Raw genomic sequence first — 17,392 nt, forward strand, 5'->3', positions numbered from 1 at the left:
ATACCTTATAACTAACTATTGCTTAATGAATTACGCCAGCCAATTGAAAATAGAACCCGGAAGTGCAATTTGCTATTCCGGATTTAGAGAAGGACAAAATCCCGGAGGGATCTATCCAAGTTATGAAGAAATAAAGGAGGATCTGCTAATACTTCAGAACCAGTGGCAATACCTTCGTTTATATGACTGCGACAGGCATACTGAGGTTGTTTTGGAAGTAATCGAAAAAGAGAAGCTGAATTTCAAAGTAATGCTGGGAGCCTATATCGTTGCAGAAGCCAATAATTATGGTTGTCCCTGGGGAGGATCATATACTGAGGAACAACTTGAGAAAAATAAAATTACAAATGTCAGTCAAATTAAAAAATTGATCCTTTGGGCAAATAAATATCCAAATATCATTTTCTCCTTATCTGCAGGGAATGAGGCTTGCGTTGACTGGACCGATCACTATGTCCCGGTTGATAGTGTTATCAATTATGTGAAGATGATTAAAAAAGGCGCCAAACAGCCTGTTACTTTTTGTGAAAATTATCTTCCATGGCTTGATAAGCTAAAAGATTTGGTAGAAGAAGTCGATTTTATAGCTATCCATACCTACCCGGTGTGGGAGTATAAGAACATTCATGAGGCCCTGGAATATACCAAACAAAATTATCATGCGGTAGCCGATACCTATCCAAATAAGCCAGTGGTAATAACGGAAGCAGGTTGGACAACTTTTTCAAATGGAAAAGGCATTTGCCCCAGTAATGTAAGTGAGGAATACCAGCGTATATATTACAATGATTTGGTAAATTGGTGTGAAGAAGCAAAAATTCTCACCTTTGTTTTTGAAGCATTTGATGAACCCTGGAAAGGATCTAACGAGGCACTTGAACCTGAAAAACACTGGGGATTATTCAAGGTTGACAGAACTCCAAAACTTGTGATGAGTGAACTGTACTCGGGTGAGACGGCCGGCTAAGGTTATTTTACTAATTGTTTTAATAACCCTGATGGTAAATTCCATTAAGAAACTGCTTTACATTATAGCCTGGAATCGGCATTATCGGCTCCTGGTTGAACGTCTTTAGCAGTTGAAATTCACAAAAATTCGATATCATTTTGTAAAGAACATTTTTTACTTTAAGTGGAAGTGATAATAGATATAAATATCCGAATTATTAATGAGGAAGTTTACTTTTTAACACACCATATACGAATGTTCCAAAAACAGCCGCCGCAATAACAATTAGCATACTTATGACACCCGTACCAAGTAAAACATATAAGGGCCCGGGGCAAGCACCTGCAAGTGCCCAGCCAAGACCGAAAATCGTACCGCCTACAATATAGCGGATGAAACCATTGTCTTTTGGCATCAGATGTATTCGATTTCCTTCAATATTTTTTACACCAAATACTTTAAATAACCATACAAACAGAACCCCTAAGAAAACAGCAGAGCCAATGATACCATACATGTGAAACGACTGAAATTTAAACATTTCATAAATCCTGTACCAGGAAACCGCCTCAGATTTGACCAGTACAATTCCAAAAAATATACCTACCAAAAAGAATTTTAAAACTTTCATGGTTTAAATATTAAAGGTAAAAGAAAATGGGTCATTAGAAGTCCCCCTATAAAAAAACCAACTACAGCAATTAGGGAAGGCCATTGCAAATTACTCAACCCTGTAATAGCATGCCCCGATGTACAACCACCGGCGTAGCGTGTTCCAAACCCAACAAGGAAACCTGCAATAATAAGTATGGCCATTCCTTTGATCGTTAAAACATTATTCCATGAATAAATTTCAGAAGGTAAAAGATTCTCTCCTGCATTGCTAAAACCAAGCAAACTGAGATCCTCTACGGTTTGAGAATTTAAGGCTATGGTGGAACCATCGGACAAAAAGGTAACCGCTATATAGCCACCAATAATAGCACCTAGGACTACAACCAGGTTCCAGCGATACGCTTTCCAATCAAAGCGGAAGAAGTCAGAATATTTACCTGCACCTCCAATACTACATAAAGTTCTCAAAGTAGTTGACATGCCGAAGGTTTTGCCAAAATAAATCAGCAATAACATTACCAACGTTATTAAAGGACCTGAAACATACCAGGGCCAGGGTTTAAGTATATAGTCCATTTGTTTTATTTAAATCAAGTCTTAAGCAATAATTGTCGGAATTACCGAATAATAATTACATCTACACCTTGTATTTAAAGATGCCAGACATTGGATTATTGTTTTACATAAACTTCACTCATAAATCCGGGAAGGTTCTCATTGGTAGTGCTTGTCAACCTGTCCTGGTTAAGGCTAAATAAGAACACGGTGGTGCCTTCAAACAAGGATAATTGAGAATTTTGAAATTGCCAGACACCGGAAGAGGTATTACTTGTATTTGTGCACCGAATATCAAATAATCCACCGGTTATGGCAGTAATATCTATAACAACCACGGTTGAACTCCAGGTCCCGTCACTATTTATTATTAATGTTCCGGATGCGCACGGGAGTTCCGATAGAATATTTGAAGTGGTATTCCCATCCTCATTAATATCCTGTGGGGGATTTATATTCAGCTCTGATAAGTTCCAGGTACCCACAACAGCATCGTTGGGATTATCAACCGCTGCATTGTCATCAGATGAGCAAGCCTGGAAAATAAAAATATAAGCAAGCAGGGGAACTAAAACCTTTGACCTTTTCATTGCGAATTAATTTTTAAAAATTATTCAAATGTAAATGTTTTAAATTGATTAGGAAACCCGGACACGAAAGTAGCAATGTAAAAATTCGTATTGCCGAAATGCTTTTCTCCAGGTAATATCTGCAAAAGGATACGAAATTGACCCTGATTATGTAATTAAAAATTCAAGGATTTTTAAGACAGGCGTTTAGTTTTTAACTAGTTTAAAAGTTGCCTTGTTCAGTCTGAATGACTTCAATTCAATCTCTTTGATTTAGACCTAAAAGTCATACGAAATGACTATCTTGAAGGAAATTAATACTGCCAAATTTGCTATTAAGTAAGATGCTGTAATCTGTAATTTCCATTGGTATTGGCTGATTTAGGTAATCTTTCCATGATAATTGTATTATGATCACGATCTAAATAACTTTTAATAAGAACTATATTCTAATTACCTATGGCAAATCAATATTTAGATTTAGATACCCTCAAATTTTTACTTTACGAAGTACACGACCTTCAAAGTATATTGAATCAAAGTCGTTTTGATGACTATGACGAGGAATCTATAGACCTTTTTTTGGATTCTATTAAGGAATTTTCGGATAGAGAATTATTCCCATTCTTTCAGGAAATGGACGAGCAGGCCGCTCATTTTAAAAATGGGGAAATTATTGTTCACCCTCAGGTAAAAAAATATGTGAAACTAGGAGGGGAATTAGGACTTATTTCCGGATTGTTCGATTATGAAATTGGGGGATTACAATTGCCCGGTATCGTTGTTACCGCTGCTGCTTATATCCAGGAGACCGCTAATAACCATTTACCCGGTTATCTTGGTTTAACCCTTGGAGCCCTGGAATTAATTGTACATTTTGGCAACGAAGAACTGAAGGATTATTTTGTTCCCAAAATGCTCACGGGTGAGTGGGGGGGTACAATGTGCCTGACAGAGCCACAAGCAGGTAGTTCCTTATCGGACATTGTTACTTCTGCTGAGCCTGTAGAGGGAGGGTACAAGATCTCCGGACAGAAAATATTTATTTCAGGTGGAGATTATGAAGGAGTTGAAAATGTAGTTCACCTTGTTCTGGCCCGTATTAAAGGCGCGCCTGCAGGTACAAAGGGTATTTCCCTATTTGTAGTTCCTAAGAATAGAGTTTCTTCCGACGGAACGCTGATTTCCAATGATGTGACGACCTTCGCAGATTTTCAAAAAATGGGGCAAAAGGGTTACTGTACTACCCATCTTTTCTTTGGACATAAGGAAGACTGCAGAGGATGGCTTGTTGGAGAGCCCAATAAGGGATTAAAGTACATGTTCATGATGATGAACGGTGCGCGTATAGCCGTAGGACGGGGAGCTGCGGCTATTACTATGGCAGCGTATCAGGCATCATTGGCGTACGCCAGGGAAAGACCTCAGGGACGAAGCCTGACAAATACAGGCAAAAAAGATGTGGCCCAGGAGCAAACATTAATTATAAACCACCCGGATGTTAAACGTATGCTTCTATTGCAAAAAGTAATAGCCGAAGGATCATTAAGTTTAATTTTACTTTCTTCTAAATACCATGATTTATCTCAGACTCATTCAGATCCGGGTGAGCGGGAAAAATATTCGCTTTTACTTGAGTTATTGACACCAATTGCTAAAACCTATCCTTCTGAAATGGGGCTGCTCTCAGTAAGTAATGGGGTGCAGGTCCTTGGGGGTTATGGTTTTTGTTCGGATTATATCTTACAGCAATATTACAGGGACATTCGTATTTTTTCAATTTACGAAGGTACTACCGGTATTCAATCCCTCGATCTGTTGGGCAGGAAGATCTCTATGGATAATGGTAAAGCACTAAAACTTTTATCCGAAGAAATCATGAAAAGTATTCATGAGGCCATTGAATATAATGCTTTGGCGCCTTATGGTTCAAAACTGGGGGAAGCTTTAAAATTAACCCAGGAGGTACTGCAATTTCTAATGGATTTTGCCAAAAAAGGAGACTATGAAAGATTCTTGTCGGATGCCACAGTGTTCATGGAATTTTTTGGAAATATTATCATAGGCTGGTTGTGGTTGGATATGGCTACAAAAGCACATAAGAAATTGAATTCAGGTAACGCTCAAAATTCACAGGAATTCCTGAATAGTAAGATCCATGCGATGAAGTTCTATTTCAAATATGAAATTCCTAAAACAAAGGCGTTGGCCGAGGTTTTAACGGATAAAGAGGTTTTGACAATGGCTGATGAAAATGAGTTGTTCAATTGAGGTTAAGAATTAAGATGCAATTAGCCAAATATCACAAAGCACTAAATCAACAAAAATAAATGAGTAACACTATAAGATCGAAATTTGACCTGAACGGTAAAGTGGCAATAATCACCGGTTCAAGCAAAGGAATAGGAAAATCGATTGCCCGTGGCCTGGCAGAAAATGGAGCCCAAGTAGTTGTTAGTAGTCGAAAGCAGGCCGCCGTGGATGAAGTCGCTGTTGAATTTCAAAAAGCAGGTCTTAAAGCTGTGGGAATTCAATGCCATATAGGTGATTCCGAAGAACGCAAAGATTTGATTAATAAGACTATAGATCAATTTGGACGAATAGATATCTTGGTAAACAATGCTGCTATAAATCCTTATTATGGTCCCTTGGAGGGTTCAGATGAAGCAGTTTTTGATAAGATAATGAACGTAAATGTAAAGGCGCCATGGATCCTCTCTAATCTGGTCTTGCCTCATATGAAGGAGAAGGGGGGTAGCATCATCAATATTTCGTCTGTAGAAGGGCTTACGCCCGGATTTGGCTTAGGATTGTACAGTGCAACTAAATCAGCTTTGATTATGCTAACGAAGAATCAGGCTAAAGAATGGGGCCGTTACGGGATTAGGGCAAATGTCTTGTGCCCGGGCCTGATCAAGACTAAATTTAGTGAGGGATTATGGACGGATGACAAGTTGGTAGCAGGTTTTAAAAAGGCCCTGCCCCTTGGTAGAATAGCCGCTCCGGAAGAAATGGCCGGAATAGCGATGTTATTGGCGTCAGACGCGGGGTCTTATATGACAGGAGGTGTCTATGCAGCGGATGGTGGATACTTAATATCAGGTTAAACAAAAATTATATTATGAACTTTGATTACAGTGGAAAATCCATTGCCTTGCAGGACAAGCTAAAAAAATTTATAGCTGAACATATTGTTCCTTTTCAGGAAGAAGTTGAGTCATTCCATAAAGATCCTGTCAATATATGGAAGAAATGGCCGGGCCTTGTTTCCCTAAAAGAAAAAGCAAAAGCTGAAGGACTTTGGAATTTGTTTTTACCAAAGACATATGGAGAATTAAGTCCGGGTTTAACCAATTTGGAATATGCCCCATTGGCCGAGATTATGGGCAGGATTTTATGGGCTTCGGAGGTTTTTAATTGCAGTCCCCCGGATACGGGAAATATGGAAGTATTGGCAAAATATGGAACTCAGGAACAGAAAGATACCTGGTTACAGCCTTTGATGCAGGGTGATATGAGATCTTCCTTTTTAATGACCGAACCCGATGTCGCCTCCTCAGATGCTACAAATATTGAGACTTCCATTGAGGCCGATGGAGATGAATACGTTATTAAAGGAAAAAAATGGTGGTCCTCAGGGGCTATGGACCCTAATTGTAAGATTGCCATTGTTATGGGGAAAACCGACTTCGATGCCCCTCGCCACCTGCAACACAGTATGATTTTAGTTCCAATGGATACACCGGGATTACAGATAGTAAGACCCTTGAGTGTTTTTGGCTATAATGATTCTCCCGAAGGACATGCTGAGATAGTTTTGAATGAAGTTCGTGTACCAAAAAAGAATCTAATCCTTGGTGAAGGCCGTGGATTTGAGATAGCCCAGGGCCGTTTGGGACCGGGAAGAATACACCATTGTATGAGGTTAATAGGAATGGCTCAGTATTCTTTGGAGTTAATGTCGCAACGAACTACCCATCGCAAACCATTTGGGAGAACATTGGATACCTATAGCAGCATCCGGCAGGAAATTGCATACGCTCGTTGTGAGATTGAGCAAGCACGTCTTTTGGTACTTTCGGCAGCTGATAAGATGGATAAGGTGGGCAATAAAGAAGCAAAAGACCTAATAGCCATGATTAAGATTATAGCTCCGAATATGGCCTTAAACGTTATTGATAAGGCCATTCAGATTATGGGGGGTATGGGTGTTAGTGGAGATACACCGCTGGCTCATTTTTATGCCGCCGCAAGAACTTTGAGACTGGCTGATGGCCCCGATGAAGTTCATTTAAGTCAATTGGGAAAAAACACAATAAAAATATACACAGATAACAGCTAATGGCGGAAAAGGAGCTAACCAAAACTGTAAGAATAGGGGAGGAACTACATGAAAAGAACTTGAAAAATTTCCTGTTGCAATGTGCTTTGATTAGTGATGAAAACAGTGAATTGGTAATCAGGCAATTTTACAATGGCTATTCCAATCTTACGTATCTGCTAAAAATAGAGCAAAAGGAATACGTACTTCGTCGTCCTCCATTTGCGGCACCAAAACGAGGCCATAATATGGGCAGGGAGTTTAAAGTGCTTAATATGCTTCATAAAGTATTTGATAAAGCTCCTAAACCATATGCGTATTCAGAAGATATCGGGTTATTAGGAGCTCCTTTTTATATTATGAAGAAGGTTGACGGAATTATTCTTACGGCTAATGAGGCCGGAGAGCGCCAGATCTCACCGAATGAATTTAAAACTATAGCAGATACCTGGTTAAATGCTTATGTGGAACTACATCATGTGGATTATAAAGCAGCCGGACTGGCAGCATTGGGAAATCCGGAAGGATATGTGGAAAGGCAAGTTTTGAACTGGGGGAAACAATACCTGGCAGCAGCCACAGAAGAAGTTCTTTCAGCTCAAAAAGTCATGTCATGGATGGAAAATAATCAACCTCAAAACTACGCTTATAGCCTTATCCATAATGACTATAAGTACGACAACGTAGTATTTACAAATAACCAATGGAAAGATGTAGCAGCAATACTGGACTGGGAAATGTGCACCTTAGGTGATCCATTGATGGATTTAGGAACTTCCCTTGGATACTGGACGACGAGCTCCGATGCCGATTTTTTAAAACAGGGCCTTCCATCACCTACGACCATGGAAGGTAATCCTACACGCTCTGAAATTGTGCAGGAATACGCGCTTAAAAGTGGCAGGGATATTATGAATCTAACCTTTTATTATGCATATGGCCTTTTTAAAATTGCGGTTATTGCCCAACAGATATATTATAGATACAAGCATGGACATACAACAGACCCTAGATTTGCCAACTTGAACATAGTTTCAGGTTTGTGTTGTGACACCGCATGGAGGGCAATTCAGAGGGATAGTATAGACTAAATAATATTTGCAGTGTGACAAGCAAAGACATACCTTAAAAGATCAGGGGCGTACGGTTAAATTAAAGAGATATGCATTTAAAAAATAAAGTGATTGTAATTACCGGATCCGGAGGTGGGATAGGAGCTGCTACGGCTTTATTGCTGGCTAAGAAAAAGGCATTGGTTATTGTAGCTGATATCAATATTGAAAGTGCCCAAAAAGTAGTTGATGAAATAAATATAGCAGGCGGTAAGGCATTTTCGTACCAGGTAGATGTAACCAAGTATTCTGAAGTAGAAAGTTTGATTTCGGATACTGTCAAGAATTATGGAAGCTTAGATGTCATGGTAAATAATGCCGGAATTGGTGGTGAAAATCAAAGAAAGACTGCCGAACACACCCTTGAAGACTGGGACAATGTTATCGCTGTGAATCAAACGGGTGTTTTTTATTGTATGAAATTGGCTTTGCAGCAGATGATAAAGCAGGGATATGGAAATATAATCAATATCGCTTCCCTCGCTGGCTTAAAACCCTCTGGGAATAACCTTTCCTATAGCGCAAGTAAATTTGCCGTCGTAGGCATGACCAAATCGGCTGCACTGGAATATGGACGTAAAAATATCAGGATAAATGCACTATGTCCGGGTTACACCCATTCGGCACTTTTAGATAAATTACTCGACAGCAAGCCCGATATGGAAAAAACCCTAAAAAGATTGATTCCCATGGATAGGTTTGGAGAAGCGGATGAAATCGCAGAGGCTGCCGTTTGGCTTGCATCAGATAAATCGAAATATATAACTGGTCAAACAATAACCTTGGATGGCGGGACATCTTTGTTATAGGATAATTTGAAAAACCGGTATTGAACAAATTAGAAATACTACCCAGATGAATACATTAAAGATTATAAAGAAAGAAGGGTATACCATTATCGAGATGAATCGGGGAAAGGTAAATGCCATCAATTATGAAATGGTACAAGAACTTAGGCAAGTCTTCAGTGAAATTGAAAATGACAAAACGGTGAAAGGCGCAATACTTACAGGGCAGCCTAATTATTTCTCGGCAGGCTTGGATCTCATCGAACTATTTCAATACGATAAAAAGCAGATCGAAGAATTTTTCCATGTTTTTGGCGCACTTTTTATAGAATTGATGCAGATCACAAAACCTCTTATCTCAGCAATTACAGGTCATTCCCCGGCAGGAGGTTGCGTTCTCGCTGTGGCTACCGATAACCGAATTATGGCAGATGGCGAACACTATATAATTGGACTGAATGAAGTGGCTGTAAACATTCAGATATCTCAGAACCTTATAGAAACTTATGCATTTTGGATTGGTGAAGGTTTAGCAAGCAGGTATATTATGGAGGGAAAACTACTTAATGGAAAAGAGGCCTTGTCAGTTGGTTTAGTGGATGAATTGGTCCCTTTAGATCAGGTATTGCCCAGAGCTGAGGCCAAGATGAAGCATTACTTAAAAGCGGATCAGGAAATACTTCTTAATACTAAAAGTAAACTTCGCAAAAATTTACACGGCAAGCTGGATTTTAATGCTGAAAATTCACTTAAAGAAGCCGCAACCTTATGGTGGAAGCCAGAAATAAGGGCCAAAATGGAGGCTTATGTAAAGAGTTTCTCGAATAAAAAGAAATGATAGAACAGATATGAAAAAAATGAATAAACAGCTAAAATTTGTAAAAAGACCCTTGGGTGAGGCTGATGCTTCAACCTGGTCATTGGAGAGTAACCCTATACCCGAATTACAGGATGGAGAAATTCTGGTGAAGCAACACTATGTTTCGCTCGATCCGGCAATGCGGGGTTGGATGAATGATTCGAAATCCTATATAGAGCCTATGCCTATTGGCTCTGTAATGCGCGCTGGTGCTGTAGGTGAGGTGGTAGCGGTTAACAACAATTCAGACTTCAATGTAGGCGATTATGTCGCGGGATTTGGAGGTGTACAGCAATATGCAGTTTCCGATGGAAAAAATTCCCGTATCATAGATCCAAACCTCGCACCTCTTCCTACCTATTTAAGCACTTTGGGCATGACAGGGATGACCGCCTATTTTGGAATACTTGATGTAGGGAAGATCAAAGAAGGTGATATTGTGGTTGTATCCGGGGCGGCCGGAGCAGTAGGGAGTATCGTAGGCCAGATAGCTAAAATAAAGGGCTGTCGGGTTATAGGTATTGCAGGGGGCAAAGAGAAATGTAATTATATACTTGAGGAATTGGGTTTTGATGCGGCTATTGATTATAAGAATGAGAATGTTAGATTCAGGTTGAAGGAAGAATGCCCGGAAGGTCTGGATGTATATTTTGACAACGTAGGCGGCGAAATTCTTGATATCGCCCTGAGCAGACTCAGAATGCATGCAAGAGTAGTGATATGTGGCGCCATTTCACAATACAACAATAAAATGGCCATAAAAGGGCCGAGTAATTACCTTTCACTCCTGGTAAACCGCGCTACAATGCAGGGAATGGTGGTATTTGATTATGCAAAGAGGTATGGGGAAGCTGCAAAGGAAATGGGAGCGTGGCTGGCAGCAGGAAGATTGAAAAGTAAAGAAGACATATATGATGGCATTGAGAACTTTCATCAAACCTATCAAAGGTTGTTTTCAGGCGAAAAGTTAGGTAAACTGGTACTAAAAGTAATAGAATGAAAGCCATACGATGCAAGGAATTTGGCCCGCCATCTTCCCTGGTTTTAGAAGAAATGCCCGGTTTAAAGCCTACGGCAAAAGAAGTGGTGTTAGATGTAAAAGCTTGCGGAATTAATTTTCCGGACACGCTAATTATCCAGGGTTTATATCAATTTAAGCCAGAACTTCCCTTCACTCCTGGCAGCGATATTGCCGGGATTGTAAAAGAGGTTGGTGATGAGGTAAAACATCTTAAGGTGGGTGACGAAGTCTTTGGGTTTGTCTTAAATGGAGGGTTTGCAGAAGAAGTGGTTGTACCGTCTAATACCTGTTTCCTGAAATCAAAAAATATGAATTTCCCAATTGCGGCGTCTTTTATGGTGGCATATGGTACTTCATACCACGCACTTAAAGACAGGGCGAAACTGGAAAAAGGTGAAACACTTTTAGTGCTTGGTGCATCGGGTGGTGTAGGTTTAGCTGCCGTGGAGTTAGGTAAACTCATGGGCGCTAATGTAATTGCGGCTGCATCCTCTGAAGATAAACTACAATTATGTCGCGATTATGGCGCTGATCAAACTATTAATTATTCGAAAAAAGATCTGAAGACGGAAATTAAAAGATTGACTGATAAGAAAGGAGTAGATGTTATATATGACCCTGTTGGTGGTGAATATTCAGAGTCGGCATTCAGGGGAATTGCATGGCAAGGCAGGTATCTGGTCGTTGGCTTTGCTTCCGGTACAATACCGAAAATGCCATTAAATCTGCCATTACTGAAGACTGCCTCAATTGTTGGTGTTTTTTGGGGTGATTTTGCTATGAGAAACCCGAAGGAGAATATGGAGAATACCAGGACCTTAATGAAATGGTATGATGAAGGTAAGCTAAAGCCCCATATCCACAAGACCTATAATTTGAGTGAAACGTCAAAGGCTTTAGAAGAAATTATAAATAGAAAGGTAAAAGGTAAATTAGTAATAAAAGTATAAGGCTTTTAATCTGGTAATTAATTCAGCTTAAATCAAATTCCTTAAGGAATAAAAAGAAATATAATCATAGAACATACGAAATGAGATTAAAAGACAAAATAGCAATAGTTACCGGGGGTTCCCGTGGCATAGGCCGGGCTGTAGCCGAGCTCTTTGCAAAAGAAGGGGCAACGGTAATTATTATGGACCTATTGCCGCAAGGGCAACAAGTAACTGATAGTATAAATGACTCGGGGGGAAAAGCGGAATATCACCAGGTTTCGGTAACGGATAAGCCTGCGGTAACAAGACTTTTTAAAATGGTAAATGATGAATATGGAAGAATAGATATCCTTATTAATAATGCGGGAATTACGAGGGACAGAACCCTTGAAAAAATGAGTGAGGATGAATGGGACGCAGTTATTGATGTCAATCTGAAAGGCGTATTTATATGTACCCAGGCGGCTGTTCCCTATATGAAGGAGAATAAATGGGGCAGGATAGTAAGTGCCGCCTCGAATGTAGGTTTAAGGGGTAATTTCGGACAGACAAATTATGCCGCCACCAAAGCCGGTGTAATTGCCATGTCAAAAACATGGACCATGGAATTTGGTAAGTATGGGATTACGGCCAACGCAATAGCGCCCGGATTTACGATGACCGAAATGGTAGATAAGATCCCGGCAGAGCATTTTACCAAAATTAAGGATAGCATTCCGCTTCGGACTGTAGCACAACCCATAGATATTGCCTATGGTTACCTGTACCTGGCATCAGATGAAGCTCGTTTTGTTTCGGGCATTTGCCTTACAATAGATGGTGGAACCTCAAGATAAATACTATGGCCAAAATAGAATTAGAGAATTTTGATGCCTTTCGGGCAATAGAAGGTCAAACATTACCTGCCGGGGACTGGCTTAGGGTGACACAGGAAATGATCAATGACTTCGCGAAAGCCACCATGGATTTTCAATGGATTCATATTGATGTTGAAAAAGCAAAAAAACACTCACCTTTTAAGAAACCTGTGGCACATGGCTTCATGTCACTTGCACTTTTGTCAAAGATGTTGGGTGATGTTTTAGTGGTTAAATCTTCCAAAATGGGTATAAATTATGGGGTAAACAAAGTGCGTTTTCCAAGCCCGGTATTGGTCAATAGCCGCCTAAGACTGATCTGTACGATACAGAAAATCGAAAAATTCGGGGATAATGGCTTGAAAATTACTTCGAATTGTGTCGTAGAGAAGGAGGGATCCGATAAACCTGCCTGTGTGGCGGAATTTATAAGCCTGATGTTTGAGTAATTTCTTAAATTTAAAAATGATCATCCAATAAAAGTTGCCGATAATTAGCAATATATAAACAAAAAACACCAACCAATGACCAGAGTTTTTGATCTTCTTTACAAACAATTGAAAAACAACCCGCTTGACGCATCTTTAAGTGCCCGCGATGCACTTGGAAATTGGAAATCCTTTAGTACCGAAGATGTAAAAAATTATGCGGAACAAGCTGCCTCCGGCTTATTGAAATTAGGATTAAAACCGGGAGATAAGGTGGCCATGGTAATTTATAAGAACAGACCGGAGTGGGTCATAATGGATTTTGCCCTGCAAATGTCCGGTTTAATAAGTATTCCCCTTTACCCTACAATAAGTATTTCTGAGTTTGAATATATTTTAAACGAAGCTGAAGTAAAGGCGGCTTTTTGCGGAGGACTTGATCTCTATGATAAATTGTCATTAACCAGTAATAAAGTTCCCAGTTTAAAAAGCATATTTACATTTGACAAAGTTGAAGGGAGACCATTTTGGGAGGAAATTTTAGACAGTGATAATCTACCCCAGATTGAAGAAATTAAGAATCGGGCAAAGGGTGATGATCTGATTACAATTATTTATACATCCGGAACAACCGGAAATCCAAAAGGGGTTATGTTGACAAATAGGAATATTTTACATGCTATCCTTGAAACTTCCCCATTCGTAACCATTTATCCCGGGGAAAAAGTATTGAGTTTTCTACCCTTGTGCCACATATACGAAAGAGCGGTTTCACTTGCATGGTTTAACAAGGCTGCCAGCATATATTTTTGTGGCACGGATAATCTTAGTGGCCCTAATGGTGATTTGGCATCTGTGAAACCTGTAGTTTTCACGACAGTTCCAAGACTTCTTGAGAAAGTATATGAGGCGATCTACAATAAAGGCCTGACATTAAAAGGAATAAAAAAGGCACTTTTCTTTTGGGCCCTTCGCTTAACAGATAATTATGAACTGGATCAGAATTTATCCCCTTATAATAAGATGAAATGGGGGATTGCTGATAAATTGATTTTCAGCAAATGGCGAGAAGCCCTGGGAGGAAATGTACGCTTAATTGTTACAGGTTCTGCCCCTTGTCCCTTAAAAATAATACGTGTCTTTTGCGCTGCCGGGATAAATATACGGGAGGCATATGGGCTAACAGAAACTTCTCCTACTTTAACTGTTAATGGCACGGAACCAGGAGGGGCCATCATTGGGACAGTGGGATATGCCATCAATGGTGTAGAATTGTATATAGATAAATCTTCAGGGGAATATAATGAAGATGAAGGTGAAGTACTCGCTATTGGTCCCAATGTAATGTCGGGCTATTATAAAAAACCCGAGATAAATGCTCAGGTATTCAAAGAAATTGATGGCAAAAAATGGTTCTGTACCGGGGATATTGGAAAAATGATCAAAGGTGCAAATGGAAAAGAATTTTTGAAAATTACCGACAGGAAAAAAGAGTTGTTGAAAACTTCCGGCGGTAAATATGTAGCACCCGCACCCATAGAAAACAGGATAAAAGAAAATTTTGTTATTGATCAGATCATGGTAATTGGCGATAAACAAAAATTTGTCTCAGCGCTTATTGTTCCCTCAGAAGATGGGTTGAAGAACTGGTGTTTGCATAAAAATATTAAGTGGACCAGTCTTGAGGATATGGTGAAGCAGGATAGAATAATTGCAAAATATCAAAAAGTGATTGATATCTATAATCCAGAATTCAATCATATAGAGCAAATAAAGAAATTCCGGCTTGTTCCGACTGTTTGGCTGCCTATTCACGAAGATGGTTCTGTAGCTGAACTAACACCAACCTTAAAGCTTAAAAGACGCGTGATAAGGGAGAAATATAAAAAGGAAATACAGGAAATATACACCTAACGGAAGTTTTTGACTGCTATTAGGATTTATCAGAATACTACGGATTTTGATTCTTCAGCGCATTGAGGCTGTCCATTTCCTTTCTGAAACGCAGGATCACCAGGGAATCTAGTTGTTGTGAAATGCTATCTTGCATTACTGCCCAGTTGGACTGATTCATATTGGAATTATACTTCAATATCCTGTGAAATTTTGCCACGTTAAAGCGGTTAGCTTCCCAGGCTGCAGCCGTACTTTCCTGATGTTTCAGGTCCTGTAGGTATATGCCAATGCCAAAACCCACGATAACCGCGATCAAGGCAATTGCTAAATTTCTTGTGCTTCTAGGCATTTTATAGGTTTTAAGATCATGACAGTAAAACTATCATGTATTGGGGTTTGGTAAGTCAAAGATACCAATTAGATTGATATGGCCGAAAGCAGCCTACATAATATTGGAAACCACCATGAATGTCATAAATAGGACAAACGCACTCCCAAACGTTAGTACAATGCTGATAATTCTGGATTTTCTTTTCATAACCATAAAATTAAATTTGTCCGCTCCAAAAACAAAAGATATCCGTTTAACTATAACTTATTTGGATGAAATGCGTAGTGTTCCCTTTTTATCCTTGTCATAAAATTCCTATATACAGATGGTTTTTTACAACTTTTGGTTAATAATATGGCCTACAGTGTCTTGGTAAAGTTTATGTTTACCTCGGATAAAAGGTAAGTTCTTAGCTTCTTCAAACAAATAAGCGCTCACATTTGTAAGCGCTTTTCAATCTTAAGAGATCTCGACAGGATTACTCGCTTTGCTGGTGTTCCTTTGTGCTCCCAGGTGAAAATAGAAAATCCATGGCTAAGCCATATTTTTTATTTTTCTCGAAGATTAGAAAGCAATACTTTCCATCTTCTCCAAAAACAAAAATCCATTACTTTCGTAATGGACTTTCTGCTTTAAGTGACCTTGGCAGGATTATTCACAATGCTCATTATCCTGACAAAGCTCCGCTTTGAAAATAGTTCGAACAAAAAAACGCTCAAGCAAGCTTGGCGTTTTTCCTTATCGTACTATTTATTCGTGACCTCGACAGGATTTGCTGGCGCACGTCCTTTTAGCTCAAAGTTGCAAATACAAAACCACGAGCTGTCGCTCGGGGTATTAATTTTATTCTAAAACTCAAACGCTGTTTGGTTTTTCCATAAAACAAATAACCACGCCTTTTGGCGTGGTTTTGTGCTTGATGTGACCTCGACAGGATTCAAACCTGTAATCTCTTGAGCCGTAATCAAGTGCATTATTCAGTTATGCTACGAGGCCTTATATATTCTGTTCCCTAACGGGCTGCAAATATATTTCTTTTTACATTTAAGGCAAAATTAGAACCTATCAAATAAATGGATTTTAAAAATTACATCAGAGATATTCATGATTTTCCGGAAAAAGGGGTGACATTCAAAGATATCACTCCGTTATTAAAAGATGCAGATGCATTGCAAGCGGCAGCCCAGGCCATGTTAAGAATGATAGGTGATGTTAAAGTAGATAAGGTGGTTGGCATGGAAAGCCGTGGTTTTTTCTTTGCGCCTATCCTCGCATCATTGCTTAATGCCGGATTTGTTCCGGTAAGAAAGGTCGGAAAATTACCATCAGACAAGATTAGCCGGACCTATGCACTTGAATATGGAAAAGATACACTTGAAATACATGCAGATAGTATTTCACCTGGTGAGAACGTAATTATTCACGATGACGTTTTAGCTACAGGGGGTACTGCAAAAGCAACTTGTGAATTGGTAGAAGCTCTTGGCGGAAAGGTGCTGCAATGTAACTTTTTATTGGAGTTATTGGAATTAAATGGGGCTTCCAAACTGGAAGATTATGATTTAAAGGCTTTGGTAAGTTATTAGTCCAGGGCGTTCGTAGTAATATAATAGCGCCATCCAATAATGGCCAATTGATATTTGGATGCTTTAGAAAGGTCCTTTCTCTTCTTGGTATAGGAAGGTAATATCAGTTTGTTTAGTTTGGCAAGAAGCTTAAAGAATGATTTTTTCATGCTGTACTTTTTGTAAATATACAATCTTATACATAAAATAAATGAACGCTCAAAGCGCTCATTTTTACTTCATTTACTCCATATTTAATTAGGTTATTATCAGTATAAGAGAGACTAAAACATAAATAATAATTTTTGCAATCGTAATCATAAGTTGTAATTAATTTATAAAGTTAAAACTTGTTGCTTTTCGTAATTGAAATTCGAAGATATGTGAACGCATGCACCTTCTGCAAATAATTTACCGTAAATTAATGTAATTGCATACATAATTGTAAGTATTAAAATGATATTTATTATAATTAGATGGTGCTTCTCTTGTTTAGTGTTTTAAATAGTAATATTAAAACGATAAAAAACTTAACAATTGTAACATTTGTAGGGGGTTTTTTGGGCTATGAGTTAACTTCAAGGCGTTTTGAAG

General features: G+C 39.0%; 18 protein-coding genes and 1 tRNA gene. 13 read left to right on the plus strand and 6 right to left on the minus strand.

Annotation, left to right across the window (positions count from 1 at the left end; genetic code table 11):
- Nucleotides 1-25: 25 nt before the first annotated feature.
- A complete protein-coding gene (locus tag Q0X77_RS01680; protein ID WP_297792235.1) occupies nucleotides 26-967 on the plus strand; it encodes a glycosyl hydrolase family 17 protein in 942 nt (313 codons plus the stop codon).
- A gap of 199 nt (nucleotides 968-1,166) precedes the next feature.
- On the opposite strand, the gene Q0X77_RS01685 is transcribed toward Q0X77_RS01680, so the two are convergent.
- From Q0X77_RS01685 to Q0X77_RS01695, 3 genes are all read right to left on the minus strand, one after another.
- Nucleotides 1,167-1,580 (minus strand): DUF6691 family protein, encoded by a 414-nt coding sequence (locus Q0X77_RS01685; protein WP_297792237.1) that lies wholly within the window; start codon nucleotides 1,578-1,580, stop codon nucleotides 1,167-1,169.
- Nucleotides 1,577-2,140: a YeeE/YedE thiosulfate transporter family protein gene (locus tag Q0X77_RS01690; RefSeq protein WP_297792239.1), complete on the minus strand. Its 564-nt coding sequence runs from the start codon at nucleotides 2,138-2,140 to the stop codon at nucleotides 1,577-1,579. Before Q0X77_RS01690 ends, Q0X77_RS01685 begins: the two co-directional genes overlap by 4 nt.
- A 95-nt stretch (nucleotides 2,141-2,235) precedes the next feature.
- Nucleotides 2,236-2,709: a hypothetical protein gene (locus Q0X77_RS01695; protein ID WP_297792241.1), complete on the minus strand. Its 474-nt coding sequence runs from the start codon at nucleotides 2,707-2,709 to the stop codon at nucleotides 2,236-2,238.
- A gap of 438 nt (nucleotides 2,710-3,147) precedes the next feature.
- On the opposite strand from Q0X77_RS01695, the gene Q0X77_RS01700 reads away from it, so the two are divergent.
- The 11 genes from Q0X77_RS01700 to Q0X77_RS01750 all read left to right on the plus strand — a co-directional run bounded on the left by Q0X77_RS01700 (nucleotide 3,148) and on the right by Q0X77_RS01750 (nucleotide 14,920).
- Entirely contained in the window at nucleotides 3,148-4,959 is a 1,812-nt protein-coding gene (locus Q0X77_RS01700) for an acyl-CoA dehydrogenase (RefSeq protein ID WP_297792243.1), read from the plus strand.
- Nucleotides 4,960-5,018: 59 nt separating this feature from the next.
- Nucleotides 5,019-5,795: a glucose 1-dehydrogenase gene (locus Q0X77_RS01705; protein WP_297792245.1), complete on the plus strand. Its 777-nt coding sequence runs from the start codon at nucleotides 5,019-5,021 to the stop codon at nucleotides 5,793-5,795.
- Nucleotides 5,796-5,809: 14 nt separating this feature from the next.
- Nucleotides 5,810-7,030, plus strand: coding sequence for an acyl-CoA dehydrogenase family protein (locus Q0X77_RS01710; protein WP_297792247.1), 1,221 nt, complete (start codon nucleotides 5,810-5,812; stop codon nucleotides 7,028-7,030).
- The gene (locus Q0X77_RS01715) at nucleotides 7,030-8,100 is read left to right on the plus strand and encodes a phosphotransferase family protein (protein ID WP_297792249.1); all 1,071 of its coding nucleotides are present in this window, start codon (nucleotides 7,030-7,032) and stop codon (nucleotides 8,098-8,100) included. The genes Q0X77_RS01710 and Q0X77_RS01715 overlap by 1 nt, the downstream gene beginning before the upstream one ends.
- Before the next feature lie 71 nt (nucleotides 8,101-8,171).
- The gene (locus Q0X77_RS01720) at nucleotides 8,172-8,930 is read left to right on the plus strand and encodes an SDR family NAD(P)-dependent oxidoreductase (RefSeq protein ID WP_297792251.1); all 759 of its coding nucleotides are present in this window, start codon (nucleotides 8,172-8,174) and stop codon (nucleotides 8,928-8,930) included.
- Nucleotides 8,931-8,976: 46 nt separating this feature from the next.
- Complete coding sequence (locus Q0X77_RS01725; RefSeq protein WP_297792253.1) at nucleotides 8,977-9,747, plus strand: enoyl-CoA hydratase/isomerase family protein; 771 nt, start codon at nucleotides 8,977-8,979, stop codon at nucleotides 9,745-9,747.
- A 19-nt stretch (nucleotides 9,748-9,766) separates the two neighbouring features.
- Nucleotides 9,767-10,768 carry an NADP-dependent oxidoreductase gene (locus Q0X77_RS01730; protein ID WP_297792254.1) on the plus strand — a complete coding sequence of 334 codons (1,002 nt, stop codon included), beginning with the start codon at nucleotides 9,767-9,769 and terminating at the stop codon, nucleotides 10,766-10,768.
- Entirely contained in the window at nucleotides 10,765-11,739 is a 975-nt protein-coding gene (locus Q0X77_RS01735; RefSeq protein WP_297792256.1) for an NADPH:quinone oxidoreductase family protein, read from the plus strand. Before Q0X77_RS01730 ends, Q0X77_RS01735 begins: the two co-directional genes overlap by 4 nt.
- An 80-nt stretch (nucleotides 11,740-11,819) precedes the next feature.
- On the plus strand, nucleotides 11,820-12,557 hold the full coding sequence (gene fabG / locus Q0X77_RS01740; RefSeq protein WP_297792258.1) for an SDR family NAD(P)-dependent oxidoreductase: 738 nt from the start codon (nucleotides 11,820-11,822) through the stop codon (nucleotides 12,555-12,557).
- Nucleotides 12,558-12,562: 5 nt separating this feature from the next.
- Nucleotides 12,563-13,027 carry a MaoC family dehydratase gene (locus Q0X77_RS01745; RefSeq protein WP_297792260.1) on the plus strand — a complete coding sequence of 155 codons (465 nt, stop codon included), beginning with the start codon at nucleotides 12,563-12,565 and terminating at the stop codon, nucleotides 13,025-13,027.
- Nucleotides 13,028-13,102: 75 nt separating this feature from the next.
- Nucleotides 13,103-14,920, plus strand: coding sequence for a long-chain fatty acid--CoA ligase (locus tag Q0X77_RS01750; RefSeq protein ID WP_297792262.1), 1,818 nt, complete (start codon nucleotides 13,103-13,105; stop codon nucleotides 14,918-14,920).
- 37 nt (nucleotides 14,921-14,957) lie between these two features.
- On the opposite strand, the gene Q0X77_RS01755 is transcribed toward Q0X77_RS01750, so the two are convergent.
- Both Q0X77_RS01755 and Q0X77_RS01760 read right to left on the minus strand, forming a co-directional pair.
- Nucleotides 14,958-15,251: a hypothetical protein gene (locus Q0X77_RS01755; protein WP_297792264.1), complete on the minus strand. Its 294-nt coding sequence runs from the start codon at nucleotides 15,249-15,251 to the stop codon at nucleotides 14,958-14,960.
- Nucleotides 15,252-16,155: 904 nt separating this feature from the next.
- Nucleotides 16,156-16,229 (minus strand) — tRNA-Arg (locus Q0X77_RS01760).
- A gap of 77 nt (nucleotides 16,230-16,306) precedes the next feature.
- On the opposite strand from Q0X77_RS01760, the gene Q0X77_RS01765 reads away from it, so the two are divergent.
- Nucleotides 16,307-16,819 (plus strand): adenine phosphoribosyltransferase, encoded by a 513-nt coding sequence (locus tag Q0X77_RS01765; RefSeq protein WP_297792266.1) that lies wholly within the window; start codon nucleotides 16,307-16,309, stop codon nucleotides 16,817-16,819.
- Here Q0X77_RS01765 and Q0X77_RS01770 read toward each other — a convergent pair.
- On the minus strand, nucleotides 16,816-16,968 hold the full coding sequence (locus Q0X77_RS01770) for an SsrA-binding protein (protein WP_297792267.1): 153 nt from the start codon (nucleotides 16,966-16,968) through the stop codon (nucleotides 16,816-16,818). The genes Q0X77_RS01765 and Q0X77_RS01770 overlap by 4 nt on opposite strands.
- Nucleotides 16,969-17,392: the final 424 nt, after the last annotated feature.

The organism is uncultured Eudoraea sp., assembly GCF_947258925.1.
GTDB lineage: Bacteria > Bacteroidota > Bacteroidia > Flavobacteriales > Flavobacteriaceae > Eudoraea.